This window comes from Paenarthrobacter sp. NPDC091669 (assembly GCF_044756725.1).
In the GTDB taxonomy this organism is placed as follows: domain Bacteria; phylum Actinomycetota; class Actinomycetes; order Actinomycetales; family Micrococcaceae; genus Arthrobacter; species Arthrobacter bambusae_C.
Map to the genome: position 1 here is coordinate 110,286 of NZ_JBIVTK010000011.1, position 17,213 is coordinate 127,498.

Annotated in this window: 13 protein-coding genes; 7 read left to right on the plus strand and 6 right to left on the minus strand. The window is 64.5% G+C overall.

Going from position 1 to position 17,213, the window contains the following annotated elements:
- Positions 1-66 precede the first annotated feature (66 nt).
- Complete coding sequence (locus ACIQLI_RS18115) at positions 67-672, plus strand: DUF1992 domain-containing protein (RefSeq protein WP_400390879.1); 606 nt, start codon at positions 67-69, stop codon at positions 670-672.
- A gap of 130 nt (positions 673-802) precedes the next feature.
- On the opposite strand, the gene ACIQLI_RS18120 is transcribed toward ACIQLI_RS18115, so the two are convergent.
- Both ACIQLI_RS18120 and ACIQLI_RS18125 read right to left on the minus strand, forming a co-directional pair.
- Positions 803-2,116: an ammonium transporter gene (locus ACIQLI_RS18120; protein WP_400390880.1), complete on the minus strand. Its 1,314-nt coding sequence runs from the start codon at positions 2,114-2,116 to the stop codon at positions 803-805.
- Between the two features lie 170 nt (positions 2,117-2,286).
- Positions 2,287-3,513, minus strand: a complete 1,227-nt coding sequence (locus ACIQLI_RS18125) for an MFS transporter (protein ID WP_400390944.1) — start codon at positions 3,511-3,513, stop codon at positions 2,287-2,289.
- Between the two features lie 164 nt (positions 3,514-3,677).
- Between ACIQLI_RS18125 and ACIQLI_RS18130 the strand changes: the two genes are divergently transcribed.
- Positions 3,678-4,409, plus strand: a complete 732-nt coding sequence (locus ACIQLI_RS18130; RefSeq protein ID WP_400390881.1) for a glutamine amidotransferase — start codon at positions 3,678-3,680, stop codon at positions 4,407-4,409.
- Between the two features lie 123 nt (positions 4,410-4,532).
- On the opposite strand, the gene ACIQLI_RS18135 is transcribed toward ACIQLI_RS18130, so the two are convergent.
- The 4 genes from ACIQLI_RS18135 to ACIQLI_RS18150 form a co-directional block, all read right to left on the minus strand.
- Positions 4,533-6,161 carry an FAD-dependent oxidoreductase gene (locus ACIQLI_RS18135; protein WP_400390882.1) on the minus strand — a complete coding sequence of 543 codons (1,629 nt, stop codon included), beginning with the start codon at positions 6,159-6,161 and terminating at the stop codon, positions 4,533-4,535.
- Positions 6,158-7,252: an alcohol dehydrogenase catalytic domain-containing protein gene (locus ACIQLI_RS18140; RefSeq protein ID WP_400390883.1), complete on the minus strand. Its 1,095-nt coding sequence runs from the start codon at positions 7,250-7,252 to the stop codon at positions 6,158-6,160. Before ACIQLI_RS18140 ends, ACIQLI_RS18135 begins: the two co-directional genes overlap by 4 nt.
- A 9-nt stretch (positions 7,253-7,261) precedes the next feature.
- Positions 7,262-7,594, minus strand: a complete 333-nt coding sequence (locus tag ACIQLI_RS18145) for a YciI family protein (protein WP_400390885.1) — start codon at positions 7,592-7,594, stop codon at positions 7,262-7,264.
- A 112-nt stretch (positions 7,595-7,706) separates the two neighbouring features.
- Positions 7,707-8,603: a LysR family transcriptional regulator gene (locus ACIQLI_RS18150; RefSeq protein WP_400390886.1), complete on the minus strand. Its 897-nt coding sequence runs from the start codon at positions 8,601-8,603 to the stop codon at positions 7,707-7,709.
- A gap of 91 nt (positions 8,604-8,694) precedes the next feature.
- On the opposite strand from ACIQLI_RS18150, the gene ACIQLI_RS18155 reads away from it, so the two are divergent.
- The 5 genes from ACIQLI_RS18155 (at position 8,695) to ACIQLI_RS18175 (ending at position 17,188) form a co-directional block, all read left to right on the plus strand.
- Complete coding sequence (locus tag ACIQLI_RS18155; protein WP_400390887.1) at positions 8,695-9,498, plus strand: IclR family transcriptional regulator; 804 nt, start codon at positions 8,695-8,697, stop codon at positions 9,496-9,498.
- Between the two features lie 247 nt (positions 9,499-9,745).
- The gene (locus tag ACIQLI_RS18160; protein ID WP_400390889.1) at positions 9,746-11,149 is read left to right on the plus strand and encodes an MFS transporter; all 1,404 of its coding nucleotides are present in this window, start codon (positions 9,746-9,748) and stop codon (positions 11,147-11,149) included.
- 146 nt (positions 11,150-11,295) lie between these two features.
- Positions 11,296-12,435, plus strand: coding sequence for a Gfo/Idh/MocA family protein (locus ACIQLI_RS18165; RefSeq protein ID WP_400390890.1), 1,140 nt, complete (start codon positions 11,296-11,298; stop codon positions 12,433-12,435).
- Between the two features lie 2 nt (positions 12,436-12,437).
- On the plus strand, positions 12,438-15,422 hold the full coding sequence (locus ACIQLI_RS18170) for an FAD-dependent oxidoreductase (RefSeq protein ID WP_400390891.1): 2,985 nt from the start codon (positions 12,438-12,440) through the stop codon (positions 15,420-15,422).
- On the plus strand, positions 15,419-17,188 hold the full coding sequence (locus tag ACIQLI_RS18175; protein WP_400390893.1) for an FAD-dependent oxidoreductase: 1,770 nt from the start codon (positions 15,419-15,421) through the stop codon (positions 17,186-17,188). Before ACIQLI_RS18170 ends, ACIQLI_RS18175 begins: the two co-directional genes overlap by 4 nt.
- Positions 17,189-17,213: the final 25 nt, after the last annotated feature.

A 17,213-nucleotide genomic window follows, 5' to 3' on the forward strand; every position in this document is an offset into this window, starting at 1 on the left:
ACGTGCGGAATACTGGAATCACGATGTCCGGCAGGCGAGGGCTGCAGGGCGAGGAGGTGGCAGGACGTGAACGCCGAGAATAACGCCTTCAGGCGGCGACTTGAGCGCGGCGCCGAACTGCGGGCCGTCCGGTCGTGGGGCGGCAACGCGGAGGAAGACGCGGAGCTCGAGGCCGCCGACGCCGAGGAACGCGGGAAACGCCGCAAGGTGGATGACGCCGCCCGGGTTGAGTACCTCATCCGCGACGCCATGAAGCAGGGCAAGTTCGACAACCTCAAATACGCCGGCAAACCAATCCCCGGGCTGGGGGAGCACTACGATCCCGATTGGTGGGTCAAAGGGCTCATCCAACGCGAACGCCTCAGCGGGATTGGTCCGCCGGCCATTCTGCTCCGGATTGAGGACTCCGAACTCGACGCCAAGCTGGATCAGCAGTACACGGACAAACAGGTCCGGGACATCCTGGAGGACTTCAACAAACGCGTGATCGAGGCCCGGCGGCAACTCCAAGGCGGGCCTCCGGTGATTACCCAGCTCCGCGACGTGGACGCCGAGGTTCAAAAGTGGCGGGAGCGCAGGGCAGCTGCAGCTCCGCCCGAGCCTGAGCCCGAACCCCAGGGCAGACGGACCTGGTGGCAGCGCCTGTGGAACGGCTCCGGCTCGCCCAACTAAGTCGCAGCAGAGCGCGTTTTGACCGCTCAAAACGCGCTCAACTGCTACCTACTTGGGCGGGACGGCACACAACAGCGGCCGACGGCGGGACCCAGGTTCCGCCGTCGGCCGCTGTTTGGTGAGGGTGCCGTCAGGCGAAGCTGTCTTCCTTGGCCTCTTCGGGCTTCCGCCTGATCAGCGAGGACAAATGTGCCTGCTGCTGGCGGAAGTGGCCGTGCGCGGTGAGGCCGAACTCGTAGGCGGACTCGGCGTGCTGGGTGAGGTCAACACCGGTGACTTCGTGCTCGTGGGCCACGCGGAAGCCGATGGTCTTGTGGATGGCCCGGCCGATGACCAGCGTGCCAAGTCCGGAGAGCGCGATGGTGACCAGGACGGCCACGGTCTGTGCGATCAGCTGCTGCGGTCCGCCGCCGTAGAGGAGGCCGCCGGCCGTTCCCTCGGTGGGGAAGGCGATGAAGCCCAGGGACAGCGTACCGATGACACCGGCACCGAAGTGCACACCCACAACATCGAGGGAGTCGTCGAAGCCGAACTTGTACTTCAGGTCAACGAACACTGCGCAGGCAGCGCCGGCCACCAAACCCAGGCCGAGAGCTGCGAGCGGGGTGATGTTGGCACAGGACGGGGTGATGGCCACGAGGCCGGACACCACGCCGGACGCCGCGCCCAAGGAAGTGGGGTGACCATGGCGGACCTTCTCCACCACCAGCCAGCTCAGCATCGCCGCGGCCGGAGTGACCAGGGTGTTGACCCAGATGAGGCCTGCCTGCTCCACCGTGGTGGCGGCACCGCCGTTGAATCCGAACCAGCCGAACCAGAGGATGGCTGCGCCGATCATGATGAACGGGACGTTGTGCGGGCGGTGGTTGGGGTCTTTGGCGAATCCGTGACGCTTTCCCACGATCAAGGCGAGGACGAAAGCGGCAGTTCCGGAGCTGACCTCAACCACTGCGCCACCGGCGAAGTCGATGACCTGGCCGAAGATCTGGGTGAGCGCGCCCCCTGCACTCATGAGCCCACCGCCCCAGACCATGTACGCCAGCGGGCAATAAACCACCGTCACCCAGATCGGTACGAACAGTGCCCAGGCGCCGAACTTGGTACGGTCGGCGATGGCACCGCTGATGAGGGCCACGGTGATGATGGCGAACGTCGCAGCGAAGCCGGCCTTGATGAGGTCCGGTGAACCCATGAGGTCCTGCAGGCCGAAGTGTGCGAACGGGTTGCCGAACAGGCCGAGGAAGCCGTCGCCAGTGGTCATCGAGTAGCCCCACAGGACCCAGACAACACCCACGATGCCCGCCGAGATGAAGCTCATCATGATCATGTTCAGAGCTGCCTTGGCGCGGGTCATGCCGCCGTAGAACAGACCGAGACCCGGGGTCATGAAAAGCACCATTGCCGATGACAACATCAGCCAGACGTGTTGCGCAGAGATCTCCACCTGCGTTCCCTTCAAGCTTGTCCGAAACGGGACCGTTGTTGCACGGCCCACACCAACCCCCCGATCAATATTCGGTGAGCTATGTTTCCGACTCAGAAGAGCTAAGTTGCAGGTAAGTTACAGAAATCCACCGTTCGTGAAGATCACGTCACTGGCGTGTTTCGGGAATGTTAACGGCGCTTCTCGCGACCCCCTGCAGGGTAACCACCGCGACGGCTGGCAACGATGATCACCAGCGCAACCGCCGTGGGAATCGCGGCCGCCAACGGCACCAGTTGTGCGCCCACGGTGGTGAGGGCGAACGCCCCGTACACAGCACCGACGGCGATGCCCAGTTGGATGGTCACCACAGTCAGGCCGTTGGCAGCATCCTTGTGCTCACCGCCGGCGCGGAGAATCGCCGCTTGGTTGTAGATACCCACCGCACCGAACGCGATGCCCCAGAGCGTCATCAGTCCAAACGCGCCCACCCAGGTGCCGCCGAGCGCGGGGAGCAAGGCGAAAGCAAGGGTCAGGAGTCCGACGGCGGCTATCACCGAGGTGCGCGGGCGCGAGTCCGCCGTCATACCGGCAATCCAGATACCCACCAGGCTGGCGATGCCCACCACGGAAAGGGACAGGCTTGTAGCGGATTCCGGCAGCCCGGAGGCGAGGAGGAACGGGGCAACGTAGGTGAAGAGTGTGAAGTGGGCCAGGAGCAGGAGCGGCCATGCGATGGCGATGGCGATGACGCCGGGCAGTTTCATGGCTGCCCGGAGGGATGGGGTCTTCTGGCTGGCTTGGTCATGGGCGCCGGGGAGCAGCCAGAAAGCCAACACTGCCAGCAGGACCCCAACCCCGGCCAGGACCAGGAACGAGGCACGCCACGTCATGAGCGAACCCATCAACGTGCCGATGGGAGCACCTACGGCCAATGCGATGCTGTTGCCACTGAAGACCACAGCCATGGCTTTGCCCACGGAATGTGCGGGGACGATGCGGGCCACATAAGGTGCCATGCTGGACCACAGCATGCCGTGGGCGATACCGCCAAGGAGCCTCGCCCCGATGGCCCAACCCAAGGAGGGGCTGAAAGCGAGCAGGACATTGCTCAGGGCAAAGGCCAGCACGGTGGCAATGAGCAGGGTCTTCCGGGGAAGCCGCCCGGCGAGGAACCGGGAGAGCGGCAGCGCTGTGAAGACGATGATCGCTGCGTACACCGCAGTCAGTGAACCGACCGCCGATTCGTCCACTCCGAGGTCGCGGCTGATTTGGGGGAGCAGGCCCGAGGGCAGGAGTTCGGTGGTCACAGCCGTGAACCCTGCCGCAGCCAGAACCAGAAGGCCACCCCACGGGATCTTCTTGGGGAGTTGCGGTGCAGCAATTGACGCCCTGGGCGATTGCGTGCCGACGACCAAAGGGTCCTGCTTCAAAGATTGCTCCTCAGAAATGAGTCATTGTTGTTTCATGGGGGTTCCTACCAACGGTATGCAGCCACGGCGATGCAAGGGAGTCTCTGTCAGAAACCCCCTCAGGGCCAACACACTTTGTTCGTCAGGCATTCCTCGCGCAGACTGGGCCTGTGAAGCCCTTCCTTTTGCTGGCCACCCGTGCCGAAGACGCAGCAGCCGACGACGAGTACCAGGCCTACCTTCGCTACTGCGGCCTGGAACCGGAAGAGTTGGTCCGTATCCGGCTGGAATCCGGGCCTTTGCCGGCGCTTGATCTGTCGGACTATTCCGGGGTGATTGTCGGCGGCAGCCCCTATACGTCCAGCGATCCTGTGGAGGAGAAGAGCTCCGACCAGATCCGGGTTGAGACGGAACTCTCATCACTTCTGGACCGGATAGTGGCCGAGGACTTCCCGTTCCTGGGTGCCTGCTACGGCGTCGGGACCCTGGGTGTCCACCAGGGGGCCACCATTGACCGTCGCTTTGGCGAACCCGTAGGGCCAACGGAGATCACGCTCACCGCTGACGGGGAAAATGACCCCATGCTTCGGGACGTGCCGCACACCTTCGACGCTTTTGTGGGTCACAAGGAGGCGTGCAGCGAGCTTCCCGCACACGCCGTCTTGTTAGCCAGCTCAGCGGCCTGCCCGGTGCATATGTTCCGCATCAAGAACAACCTCTACGCCACGCAATTCCACCCCGAACTGGATGCCGACGGGCTCATCACGCGCATCAACATCTACAAGAACGCAGGCTATTTCCCGCCTCACGAGGCCGAGGAACTCATCGCCGCAGCCCTTGAATCATCCGTGACGGAGCCCATGCGGGTGCTCAGGAACTTCACGGAGCTCTACGCCCGCTAGCCCATCCGTTGTGGGGCCTGCTCTGCGTTGCTTTTCGGGTGTGGGGTGTGTAGAGCGGGCCTCGCAACGGAAACGCCCGACGGCGATCGTCGCCGTCGGGCGTTTCCGTCCCCCAAGGGTCGGCTACTTCAGCCGGGCCGCGAGATCTTCCCCAACAGCGAAGGCGCGGGTGATCGCGGAGCCAAGGGTGGCGCCGCCGCCGGGGTAGTTGTTGCGGAAGACCCCGGCCGAGACGTTGCCCGCGGCATAGAGTCCAGGGATGGCCTGCTGCCGATGGTCCAGCACGCGACCACTGAAGTCCGTAGCCAACCCGCCCGACGTGCCGAGTACGCCTGCCCGGATGGGAACGGCGTAAAACGGGGGCGCCAGTAAGGGCGCCAGACAAGGATTGGGGGTATTCCCGGCGTCGCCCAGGAACCGGTCCTGCGGCGTGGCCCCCCGTCCGAATTCCGTGTCCACGCCCAGAACCGCGTCGGCGTTGAACCGGGACACTGTGGCATCGAGACCGGCTGGATCGATGCCTACCTCCTTGGCCAGAAGTTCCAGGGTTGGCGCGGACACCATCCACTCAGCAGGTTCGCCCGGGACGGAGCCAGCTACCGGGTATTTGGCCACATAAGCGGAATCAAACACCAGCCACGCCGGGTTGTTCTGTTGCCTGCCCGTATGCGGGTTGATCGACCCGAAGACCCTGCTGGCGTCGTGATAGTTCAGGGCCTCGTTGACGAAGCGTTTCCCTTCACTGTTCACGGTGATGGATCCCGGCAGCGTCATTTCCACGTTTCCCATACGCCCGGACTGCTGACCGTCGTACTGATGGGCCGTCGTCGAAATCACCGGAACGCCCCACACGGCCGTCATGTCCTCCACAGCCGCTCCGGCCTTGAGCCCGAGCTCCAAGCCGTCGCCCTCGTTGGACGGGGCGCTGATGGGCGTCACCGGATACGGCAGGAAGGCGCTGCGAAGCCGCGGATTCCATTCGAACCCACCAGCGGCAAGCACGACGGCGGTCGCGGCCACCGGCGCGGCAGCGGAAACCCCGCCGAGACGCACGGTCCACCCTGCGCCCGATGGCGACAAGTCCTCCACAGGACTGGACACCACAAGGTGTACGCCCCGGTCCACAGCGCTCGCCACCAGGCTTCCCACCAGGGCGCCGCCCATGGTCCGGATTCCTGTGGACGCCCGGCGTTCCAGCAGCAACGGATCAGCGGCGCGGCCGTTGAGCTCATCGCGTTCGGTCATGGTGAGCAGCGGGAAGTACGACGACGGCCGGATCAGCCCCGAAAGGCCGGGGTAGTCCTGGGGATCGAACGCCTTGTTGTCCAGGCCGCGGCCGCCGTCCGCGGACCCTTTCCATTCCATGTGGTAGTCCGGGCGGGCAATGGGAACCATGGACACTTTGGTGTTCCGGTTAAGGAACTCCACAGCCCGCGGCGCAGTGGCCACGTACCACTCAATTTCCTGGGCCGTCATCACATGGCCGGCCGCCTCCGTGAGGTAAGCGACGCCGTCGGCATGGCTGTCCTGGTACCCGGCAGCTTTGGCGAGATGATTGTTCGGTGCCCACATCACGCCGCCGCCGGCAGCCGTAGTGCCGCCCAGCAGCGGCGCCTTCTCCACCACCAGGACGCTCAGTCCGGCATCGGCAGCACGGACCGCTGCCACCAGTCCGGCGGCGCCACTGCCCATGATCACGACGTCGTAGCTTGCGTTGAGTTGTTCGGGCGCGGTGAGGATTGAGGTGCTCATGCGAGGCCTCCCGCTGGCATCTCGATGACGATCTTGCCGATCTTCTCCGTTCGTCCCTGCATCAGTCGGTACGCCTTCTGCACCTCCGCAAATGCGAAGCGGTGGGTCATGAGGGCGCGTGCCTGTTCGGGGTGGCGGGACAGCAGGGCGAGCCCGTCGGGGATGAGGTTGAGGCTCATCCGGCTGCCCATGAGGTCCAGTTCCTTGTAGGGGATGTCCTTCATGGAGACGTTGGCTTGCCGTGGCGAAATGCCCACCTGGACAATCCTGCCGGCGCTGGCAACCAGCCTGATGGCGTTCTCCAAGGAGGAAGGAACTCCGGTGGCTTCGATGACCAGTTGCGGGCCGTACCCGTCGGTCATGGACTCCATGCGCTGTGCTTGGTGTTCATCAGGGAAGTCACTTCCCGGCTTCACCAACAAGGCGTCCGCGGCACCGAACTCGACTGCAAGATCCAGTCGGTGCTGCTCGGTGTCGGCGCAGATCACCGTGACTCCAAGCTCCGTCAGGTAGAGGGTGGCCAACAATCCGATGGGCCCGCTTCCCAGTACCAGCGCGGTTTCGCCGGGCTCTGGCCGGCCACGGTTGACGGCCTGCATGGCGATGGAGGCGGGTTCGCCCATGGCGGCGATGTCCAGCGGGAGTTCGTCGGGAACGCGGCACAGCTTCTCCACCGGAACGCTGATCAGTTCTGTCAGTGCCCCGTCCGAGTAGCACCCCAGGCAGCCCACGTTCTGGCAGACGTTGTACCGGCCGGTGAGGCACGGGCGGCACCGGCCGCAGTAGATGATGGGGTTGACGGCAACGCGGTCGCCGATGCAGATGTCCTGGCCTGGGTCTTTCCCGGTGCCGCCGGGGTTGGTGCCGCCGGGGCTGGTGTATCCAGGCGCGAGGGCCTCCACGATGCCGGAAAACTCGTGGCCTTGGACCAGGGGGAGCTCCGTGGGGTAGTCGTCCTCCCAGATATGGAGGTCGGTGCCGCAGAGGGTGACGCTGTGCACCCGGACCAGGGCGTGGCCGGGTTCAAGGATGGGCTCAGGAGAATCCCGAAAAGCAATGGTCTCCTTGGACACGGTGATCGCGGACAGCACTGGTGGACCTCAGTTCTGCGCGGCGGACTGCGCGGCCGGTTGGACGGCGACGGGCGGGGCCTCAGCGCCGAAGAAAATGTTCCACTGCCGCACGGTCCGTTCCTCAATGAGCCCTGCCTGGTGGAACGGGTCCTGGTCCATGAGGGCTTCGACGTCGGCTTTGCTGTCACTGGCGATGATCAGCAGCGCGCCTGGTGATTCCTCCGGACCGAAAGGGCCGCTCTTAAGGAGGCGGCCGCCGTCGAACTGGGCTTTGAGGAACTCCACGTGGGCGGGGCGGACTGTATCCCGGCCGGCGGACGTCGAGTCGGAGTAGGCGTAAGTAACGGCAAACGTGGCCATGAGGTTGTCCTCTTCATTGAGTGGGTGGGGCTTTCCTCAATGCTGGGCAACGCATTAGGCATTGTCCAATACTTAGTTGATCTCTCACTATGTGCGTGAAGCACATAGTTGATTAATCCGCGGGGGTTGGCAGCACTTCCTCAGCCACCTGTAGTGCTGCCCGGACGGCCGGAGACATGGCGCCGGGGTTCCAGGCGAGTCCGGAAAACAGGAGGACGTCGTCGCCTTGAAGCGGCAGGAAGACGATGCCCGCCGGCATGATCCCCTCAATGGACTCCGGCATCAGGCTGATGCCCACGCCACCGGCCACCAAGGACAGGGCCGTGTAGGGGTCGGAGACCTCCTGGCTGATCCTGGGGCGGAAACCGGCGGCAGCACACGCCGCGAAGGTGACCTCGCGCAGCGTTGAACCTTGGGCGGCCGGCATGGTGATGAACGGATCACCGGCCAGCTCGGCCACTTTCACGGTGGCCTGTCCAGCAAGGGGGTGGTCTGCCGGCAGGGTGACCCCCAGTCGCTCAGTGGCAATCCGGCGGGTGGCCAGCGATGGGGCATCGATGGGAAGGCCGATGAACGCCAGGTCCAGTGCACCGTTGCCCAGCTGGTGAAGTGCTTCCTGGGTCAGCAAACCTCCCTGCAGCGTCACGTCGAGTTGGGGGTAGTGCTGGCGCAGGGCCCGTGTCAGTGGGGGAAGTGTGGCGTGGTTCAACGCACCGGAGAAGCCGATGGCGAGCTTGCCGTAGACGGTTCCGGTTCCTGCGCTGACAGCCCTGCGCGCCAGGTCCACTTCGTCCAGGATCCTACGGGCGTGCGGCAACAGGGAATGCCCGGCCGGGGTCAGCGTGACGGACCGGGTGTTGCGTTCAAAAAGCGGTGCGCCCAGGCCCTTTTCGAGCTTCTTGATGGTTTGGCTCAACGGCGACTGGGCCATGCGGAGCCGTTCTGCCGCCCTGCCGAAGTGCAATTCCTCGGCTACTGCCAGGAAGGCCTCAATTTGCCGCAGTTCCACGTTGCCTCCCGGATTCTCGCGCTTCAGTGCAAGGCTATATTGGGTTTGAGGTCCGCGATGCAGCCGACCGAAAAAGTACTACGGAGGCATCATGGCCAACTCGGCGTCGGGGGAGTCAGTGATCGAACGCGTCGTGAAGATCATGGATGCGTTTTCCAAAGGCCAGCCGTGGCTTCCCCTGAAGGACATGGTCCGGATCACCGGAATGTCGCGCAGTACGGTGCATCGCCTGGCCATGGACTTGGCGGCCAACGGGCTCCTGGAGCGCAACGCGGCCGGAGAGTTCGGCGTCGGGATGAAGATGTGGGAACTGGCCTCCCGCAGTAATCCCCTGGAGGAATTCCGGCGTCGCGGTTTGCCGTTCCTGGAAGGTGTCCACGCGGCCGTGCGGGAACACGTTTCCCTGTCCATTCCGGACGTGGAAACCAACAGTGTTCTTTACCTCGAACGCCTGGACCGCCATGGAACGGTCATGAACCTGGCGCAGGTTGCCGGCCGCCTGGACATCCACACCACGTCGTCGGGAATGGCCATGATGGCGCACATGCCGGGCTCGGTGCAGGACCGTTTCCTGGCGGGAAGGCTGGAGAAGACCACGCAGGCAACGGAGGTTGACCCCAGCAGGATCAGGAGCCATCTTGCCCTGATCCGCGAGCGTGGCTATGCCCGCTTGGTGGGTGTCCTGGTTGAGGAAAATACGGCCTATTCCGTGCCGGTGTTTGGCCAAGGCCAGGCAGTCATAGGTGCCATTTCCGTCGTCGTGCCTTCTGTTGACGAAGACGCCGGCCTGATACTCCCGGTCCTGGTGGCCGCAGGCCGCGGCTTGTCCCGGACCATGGGTGCCGAACGCCGGCCCTATGGCTCCCGTCCGTGGTTGTCCCACCCGGAGCCCTGACGAGTCAGAAAAGAGAACTGTCCCGTTCAACGGGAAGTTGCGCCGCTGCGTGTGACCTGGGTCCTACAGTCGATTCCAGAGGAACAATCGCCTGTGATCTGGAGCACAGCTACGGGAGTCGTTATCAACGGCCACCGGGCGGGCTGCACAACAAAGCAGCAGCCGGCGGTTTGTGCCTCGTCCAATTCTTTGCCGGGCAAGGCACCATGGCGGTGCCCCTTCCCGCGGCACTCAATGAGGAGACAGTATGGGACACGTGCAGCAGCACTCGCCCTCGGACGCCAACAATGCGGCCTCGCCGCTTGGTACAGAACCGGTTGGAACAGAACCGCTTGGTACAGAGCCGGTTGAACACGTCAAAATGCCCAAGAAGGCGGCCCTCGCATCCTTCCTCGGATCCACCCTGGAGTACTACGACTTCTTCATCTACGGCACTGCCGCAGCCCTGATTTTCCCCAAGATCTTCTTCCCCGGCGGCGACCCCGTGGTGGCATTGCTCGGAGCCATGGCGACGTTCGGTGTGGGCTACCTTGCCCGGCCACTCGGTGGCTTGGTGATGAGCCACTACGGTGACAAGATCGGCCGGAAGCAGGCGCTGATGGTCACGCTGGTGATCATGGGCGTCGCCTCCATCGGCATCGGATTCCTGCCCACGTACGGGCAGATCGGCTACTGGGCGACGGCGTTGTTGCTGGTGGGCCGGCTGGCCCAAGGCTTCTCTGCCGGCGCTGAAGCCGCAGGTGCCTCAACCCTCACCATGGAACACTCACCCGAAGGCCGCCGCGCGTTCTTCACCAGCTTCGTAATGACCGGATACGCCTCGGGAATGGTGCTGTCCACCATCGTCTTCATCCCGTTGGCCGCCCTGCCCGAAGAGCATCTGCTCAGCTGGGGCTGGCGGGTGCCGTTCTGGCTCTCGGTAGTAGTCCTTGCGGTGGCCTACTGGATCCGGACCCGTTTGGATGAGCCCCCGGTGTTCGAGGAAATCGTGGAGCATGACAAGCCCAAGGCCATTCCCGCCGTCGCTGTCATGAAAACCCAGTGGCGCGATGTCCTGCGCGTCGGCGTGGTGATGCTGTTCTCCGTCATGCAGACCACCTTCACCGTCTATGCGTTGGCCTACGCCACCGGCCCCGCCGTCGGGATCGACCGCACCCTCATGCTCACCGTCAACGCCGTGACCATCGGCCTGTCCATGGTGACCATCCCCATCTCGGCCATGATCTCGGACCGCATTGGCCGCAAGAAGGTCCTCCTGGTGGGTGCCCTCGGCTGCGCACTGACCACCGTCGGCTATTTCTGGGCCATCAGCGAGCAGAACATCGCGCTCATCTTCCTGTTCGGTTTCCTGAACATGACGGTCTTCTACTCCTGCTGGAACGGCGTGTGGACGGTGTTCTTCCCCGAGATGTTCCCGGCAGCCGTCCGCTACTCCGGCATGGCGATCGGCAGCCAGATCGGCCTGATCCTGGCTGGCTTCGCACCGGCCATCGCAACCCTCTTGGCCCAGCCCGGACCGAACGGTTGGTGGCCCGTAGCGGGCTTCACCATCCTGTGCCTGGTGGCTTCGGCAATCGCCATCATGACGGCCCGGGAAACCTACAACGTTCCGCTGGAGGACCTCGGCAAGCCGCGGAGCTCCGTCAAGTAGATACGACTCAAGCAGAACGCAACGCACGACGCCGGGCGGCAGCTCCCGCCGCCCGGCACCGTCCCTACCTACACACCAAGACCTAAAAACCCAAGACCCACTCACCCAAGCAACCGACTCATATGTCCCGAAAGTTGGATCACCCCATGACTTCGCCAGCACCGGCAGCCCGCACCTTCCGCGTAGGAATCGCGGGTTGCGGCGCCATTTCCCGCAATCACCTGGAAGCTTTCACTGCCTTGGACAACGTCCGGATTGTGGGCGTGTGCGATGTCGACCCGGACCGGGCTTCGGCAACAGCCAAGAGCTGGGGAGTCCCGCACGCGGTCACCAGCGTGGACGAGCTCCTCGCCCTCGACCTGGACATCGTTTCGGTCTGCACGCCGCACCCCACCCACGAGGACGTGGTGCTGAGGGCAGCCGCAGCCGGGGTCAACGTTCTCTGCGAGAAACCCATCGCCACCACACTGGAGTCCGCCGAACGCATGGTGGCAGCCTGTGAAGATGCCGGAGTCCAGCTGGGGGTCCTTTTCCAACGCCGCTTCTGGCCGGCGTCGCAGAAGATCCGCACCGCGATCGACGACGGCACCCTGGGAAAGGCGATCATGGCCCAGTGTTCGGTCATGCTGCACCGCGACCCGGACTACTACAACCGCGACGCCTGGCGTGGCACGTGGGAGAACGATGGCGGCGGGGTCCTGATGTCCCAGGCCGTGCACCAAGTCGACCTCCTCCAGTGGTACCTGGGGGACGTGGCCGAGGTTTATGGCAAGGTCAACACCTACCGCCACGGCGACTATATAGAGGTGGAAGACTCCGCGACGGCGGTGATCACCTTCACCTCCGGAGCCATGGCAACGCTGGAGGCCTCCACCGCGGTATCGCCCAACCTCGGAATCCAGCTCCGCATTACCGGCGAAACGGGCGCTTCGGCTTCCCTGACGGAATTCCCGGAAGGCAGCGATGGCCGACTGGACCTGTGGGCGGTGGGCGAGCGAATCGTCGTCGAGCCTGTCCATCCGGAAGGCGTTGCACCGAACGTGGACCTGTCCGCCATCAACGGCCAGCTGATTCCGTTCCATAAACTGCAGGTCAAGGACTTCGTGGAGGCTCTGGAAACCGGCACCGAACCGGCCATTACCGGCAAGGACGCGCTGAAATCCTTGCGGATCCTGCTGGCCGTCTACGAGTCCTCACGCGCCGGCCAACCCGTCCGCTTCGCCGCGGAACAGCCCACCCATGCAGCCATTCCAGAGCTCCGCGGCCGTGAAAAGGTGGCTCGCTGACCATGCTTCCCACCACGCCCGCAGCGGGAATGCCACTGACCCTGGGCCGCAACGGCCGCACCCCCACGACACTCCGAAACCGCCTCGCGTCTGCCCCCATGGAACGCAATTACGGCACTACGGATGGCCACATCACCGAGCAATACATTGACTACCTCGTAACCCGCGCCAGGGCCGGCCTTGGCATGGTCACCACTGAAGCGACGTATGTCCGCGCCGATGGCAAGGGTCGCACGCACCAACTCGGCCTGCACACGGACCACATGATCCCAGGGCTCCGTCGCCTCACCGACGCACTGCACGCCGAAGGTGCGTTGGCCGCCGTCGAGCTTAACCATGGCGGCCGCACTGCGCAGTCATCAGTTTCCGGGTTCAAGAACCTCGCGCCGTCGCCGGTTCCGTGCCCGACGGCGGGTGGCGAGGTTCCGCGGGAACTCACCGAAGCTGAGGGCTACGAACTCGTGGCCGCCTACGCTGCTGCGGCGAAGCGCGCGGTGGCTGCAGGGTTCGATGTCGTCAACCTGCACGGCGCCCACGGTTACCTGATCCACCAGTTCATGTCGCCCATTTCCAATCACCGCACGGACGAGTTCGCGGCGCCGGAGTTCTTCATGAACCTGGTCATCGATGCCGTGCGCGAGGCGGTGCCGGACACGATCGTGGGCATGCGCGTCTCCGTGCTGGAAGGGCCGGCCGACGGCATCAGCGCTGAACAGCAAGTGGCCATTATCGGCAGAGCCCACCTGGACAAGCTCGACTTCCTTGACCTTTCCGCGGGCAGCTACGACGCCGGCGAATGGATCGTGCAGTCGGGGGAGTGGAAGCCCGGAATCCTGGCCGACTACGCCCAGGCGTACCGCCGGTTCGGTCTCCCCTTGGGCATGGCCGGACGGCTCAACAGCCCGGAAATCATTGAAGAAGTCCTCTCCAACGGGACCTGCGATTTCGTGAGCCTGGCGCGCGCCATCCATGCGGATCCTGCGTTTGTGGGCGGCGTGCTGCGCGGCGAACGCTACCGGCCGTGCATCGCATGCAACGTCTGCATCGACAATCTGGGGCTCGGCCAAGTCACCTGCACGGTCAACCCCGCTGTGGGGCGATCGCGCGTGCCCGTCCCAACTCCGGCCGTCCGCTCCACCTCGCGCGTGTTGGTGGTGGGTGCCGGGCCCGCTGGCCTCACCGCTGCCCGCGAACTCGCCGAAGCGGGAGCTCAGGTGACGTTGGTGGACGACGGCGCGCGGCCCGGCGGCCAGTTCGCCCTCGCCGAGCGCATGAGGTCCACACCCGACTTCCACCGTTTTGACGACTGGTCAGCCTCGGAGAACGAGCGCCTCGGCGTGGAGGTCCGCTTGGGTACCCACGCTGACACATCCGACGCCGGTGGGTTGGCCCGCGATTTCGGCGCCGACGCTATTGTCATCGCTACAGGTGGTCGTCGGCCGGCGGCTGGGTTTGTTGGCAGTGATTCACCGCGTGTTACCGATATCCGGGACTGGCTCGCGGGACACCAGCAGATTCTCGACGGCGGTTCGCGGGGTTTGGAGGCCGTGACCATCTGGGGTGCCGATTCCGTGGCCATGAGCGTGGCCGATACCCTCGCTTCCCAGGGGACCGCAGTGCTGATCATCGGACCACAGGAATCGCTGGCTCCGGAGTCCGGACGTCGCGCCAAGATCCTGGCCGTGCCGCGTCTTGAGGACAACCCGAGGGTGCGGATTTTCCTGTCCAGCACCATCGAGGAGTTCGACGGCGACCGGGTACGGATCAGCCGTTCCGGTATGGACGAGCAGTGGATCGACGCCCCGGGGGAGGTGCTTGTTTCCCGCTCCGTGCTGCCGTTGGACGGACCTCTCACCGCGGAGCAGCGTGAAGCGGAGCTCAGCCGGTCAGCGTCCATTCCTGTCGCAATGGCCGGAACCGTCGTCGACACTGCAGCGGCCATTGTGTCCAACGCGGTCAAGAGCGGGTACGACGCCGCCCAGCGGATTGCTGCTGCTTTGGCTGCCAGTGCTGCCACTGCTGACAGTGCTGGTGCCGAGGTCGCTGGAAACATGTCAGATCGCCGTAGCCTTCCGGTGATCTCGCAGCGAACCGGCGATCCCGCTGCTCCCGGCGCCTCCAAGCCTGTTGCCATCCCACCCCTCGGCACCCCACTGCGTCGGCTCGGACTTGCGCAGCTCTCCCTTGTGGGAACCGCACCCCCGGACCTGGTGACCATCGCCGCTGAGGCCGGCTTCGACTTCATCGGCGCACGCGTCCGTCCAGTGACAGCTACTGAGCGCCCGTACAACCTCCAGCCCGGCTCACCCATGCTTCGCGAAACCTTGGCTCGAATGGCCGACACGGGAATCACCGTTGAAGACATCGAGTTCCTGCTTCTGGACGGTACCGGCTTGCAGAATGGCGCCGATCAACGCGAAGCCTGGTTGCGGATGATGGAGGCGGGCCAAGCTTTGGGAGCATCCACGCTGACTGTTGCTTGCGCGGATCCGGACCTGGACCGTTTCGGGGATCATCTGGCGCAGATGACGCAGGACGGCAAAGCGTACGGGATCATACCCACGCTGGAACCCATCGCATATCAGACCGTCCGATCGATCCCGCAGGCTGTGGAGCTCGCGGACCGGGCAGACTGCAAAATCGTGGTGGATGCACTTCACGTCAACCGCTTTGGCGGAACGTGGGCCCAACTCGAAGACGCCGCGGACCTGGTCCCCATGATCCAGCTCTGCGACGGTCCGGCCATCCCGCCGCCCAGCAGGGAAGGGCTGATCCTTGAGTCCCGCTCGGAACGGGGTGTGCCGGGGGAAGGTGAATTCGACCTTCCGGCCATGCTCGCGTCGTTCCCCGCCGACATCCCCGTCAGCGTCGAAACCCCTTCAGGAAGCAGAGTGGCCGCCATGGGCGAACTCGCTTGGGCCAAACAGCTGAAGGCAGCAGCAACCTCAGTCCTCATCACCCCCGCATTTACCTGGAGCACCACGTGAACAACACCCCATTCCTCCCTACCGTTGACTGCGATGTCCTCGTCATCGGCTCAGGAGCCGGCGGCCTCGCTGCGGCCGTGACAGCGGCTTATCACGGACTGAAAGTCATCGTCGTAGAGAAATCCAGTGTCTGCGGCGGCGCAACCTCGTGGTCCGGCGGCTGGGCTTGGGCCCCCGGTAACCCACTGGCGAAAGCCGAGGGCGTCAACGAAGACAGGGAGACATTCCGGACTTACCTCCGTGCCGTCCTCGGCGAGGACTACCGGGAGCAGAACGTGGAGGCCTTCCTTGAGGCTGCCCCACACATGGTGGGTTTCTTCCAGGAAAGGACGTCACTGCAGTTCGTTCCGGGCAGCAGGATCAACGACATTTACGGCAATCTCCCAGGCGCTGGCAAAGGCAACCGCTCTGTAGGGCCCAAACCACTTAATGCACGGACCATCAAGCCGGCCCTTCGCGCCAAGATGCGTCATCAGCTGTACGAGACGTCCTTTCTGGGCATGGGCATCATGGCAGGGCCGGACCTCAGCAAGTTTCTCTCGGCATCACAAGGAAACCTCAAAGGGATCTTCCACGCAGGGTGGCGTTTCGGCTTCCACCTCCTGGACCTGGTGACCCACCGCCGCAACATGCAGCTGGTCAACGGCACAGCGCTCACCGGCAGGTTGATGAATTCCGCAGATGATCTGGGCGTCGACATCCGCGTCTCCACCCCTGCCACAGCGTTGCTCAGCGACGACAACGGCAAGGTGACCGGCGCCGTCGTGCGTTCTCCGGAAGGTGGGCTGCAGATCAACGCGCGGCGCGGCGTCGTACTGGCCACCGGCGGTTTCCCCAACGATGTTCAGCGTCGCAAGGAGCTGTTTCCCAAAACGCCCACCGGCCGGGAGCACTGGACGCTTTCCCCGCGCGAGACCACCGGCGATGGCATGAACCTGGCCGAATCAGTGGGAGCCCGTTTCAGGACCGACGTGAAGTCGCCGGCTGCGTGGTGCCCGGTATCGCTGGTGCCGTACCGCAACGGCCGGACCGGGGTGTTCCCGCACATCATGGACCGAGCCAAGCCTGGCAGCATCGGTGTCCGTTCGGATGGGAAGCGGTTCGTGAACGAGGCCAACGGCTACTACGACTACGTTGAGGCGCTCATCGCGGCGACGCCGGAAGGGGAGAGCGTGGAGTCGTGGCAGATCGCGGACAGTCGGTTTGTGCGGAAATTCCCGCTGGGAATGGCCAAACCGTTGCCCGTCCCGCTGTTCCCCTACCTGCGTTCCGGGTACCTCATCAAGGGCCGGACGCTGGAAGAACTTGCCACGAAGTGCGGCATCGACCCCGCGGAGTTGCGCCGCACCGTGGCGAGGTTCAACGCCAACGCAGGCGACGGCGTCGACCCCGATTTCGGGCGAGGCGGGACAGCCTTCAACCGTTACGGCGGCGATCCCACCAACCGGCCGAACCCGTCACTGGGGCCCCTCGAGAAGGGCCCGTTCTACGCGGTGAGGGTGGTGCCGGGCAGCTTTGGCACCTTCGCGGGGGTAGACACGGATGGCCGGTCACGGGCGCTCAATGACGACGGCGACCCCATCGAGGGCTTGTACGTCGCCGGTAATGACCAAGCCAACGTCATGGGCGGGCACTACCCGGCGGGCGGCATCAACCTGGGCCCGGCACTGACGTTCGGGTACATCGCGGGCCGTCACCTCGCCGGCGTGGACAGCTACGAGGACGACGGCACGCGCGCGGTCGCCGATACGGAGGTCACGCTGTAGCACGCCGTTGTGAGGCCTGCTTTGC

Excerpts from the sequence above, each read along its gene's own strand:
- ACIQLI_RS18170 (WP_400390891.1), top strand. The coding sequence starts at position 12,438 with ATGCTTCCCACCACGCCCGCAGCGGGAATGCCACTGACCCTGGGCCGC.
- ACIQLI_RS18165 (WP_400390890.1), top strand. The coding sequence starts at position 11,296 with ATGACTTCGCCAGCACCGGCAGCCCGCACCTTCCGCGTAGGAATCGCG.
- ACIQLI_RS18145 (WP_400390885.1), bottom strand. The coding sequence starts at position 7,594 with ATGGCCACGTTTGCCGTTACTTACGCCTACTCCGACTCGACGTCCGCC.
- ACIQLI_RS18160 (WP_400390889.1), top strand. The coding sequence starts at position 9,746 with ATGGGACACGTGCAGCAGCACTCGCCCTCGGACGCCAACAATGCGGCC.
- ACIQLI_RS18155 (WP_400390887.1), top strand. The coding sequence starts at position 8,695 with ATGGCCAACTCGGCGTCGGGGGAGTCAGTGATCGAACGCGTCGTGAAG.
- ACIQLI_RS18135 (WP_400390882.1), bottom strand. The coding sequence starts at position 6,161 with ATGAGCACCTCAATCCTCACCGCGCCCGAACAACTCAACGCAAGCTAC.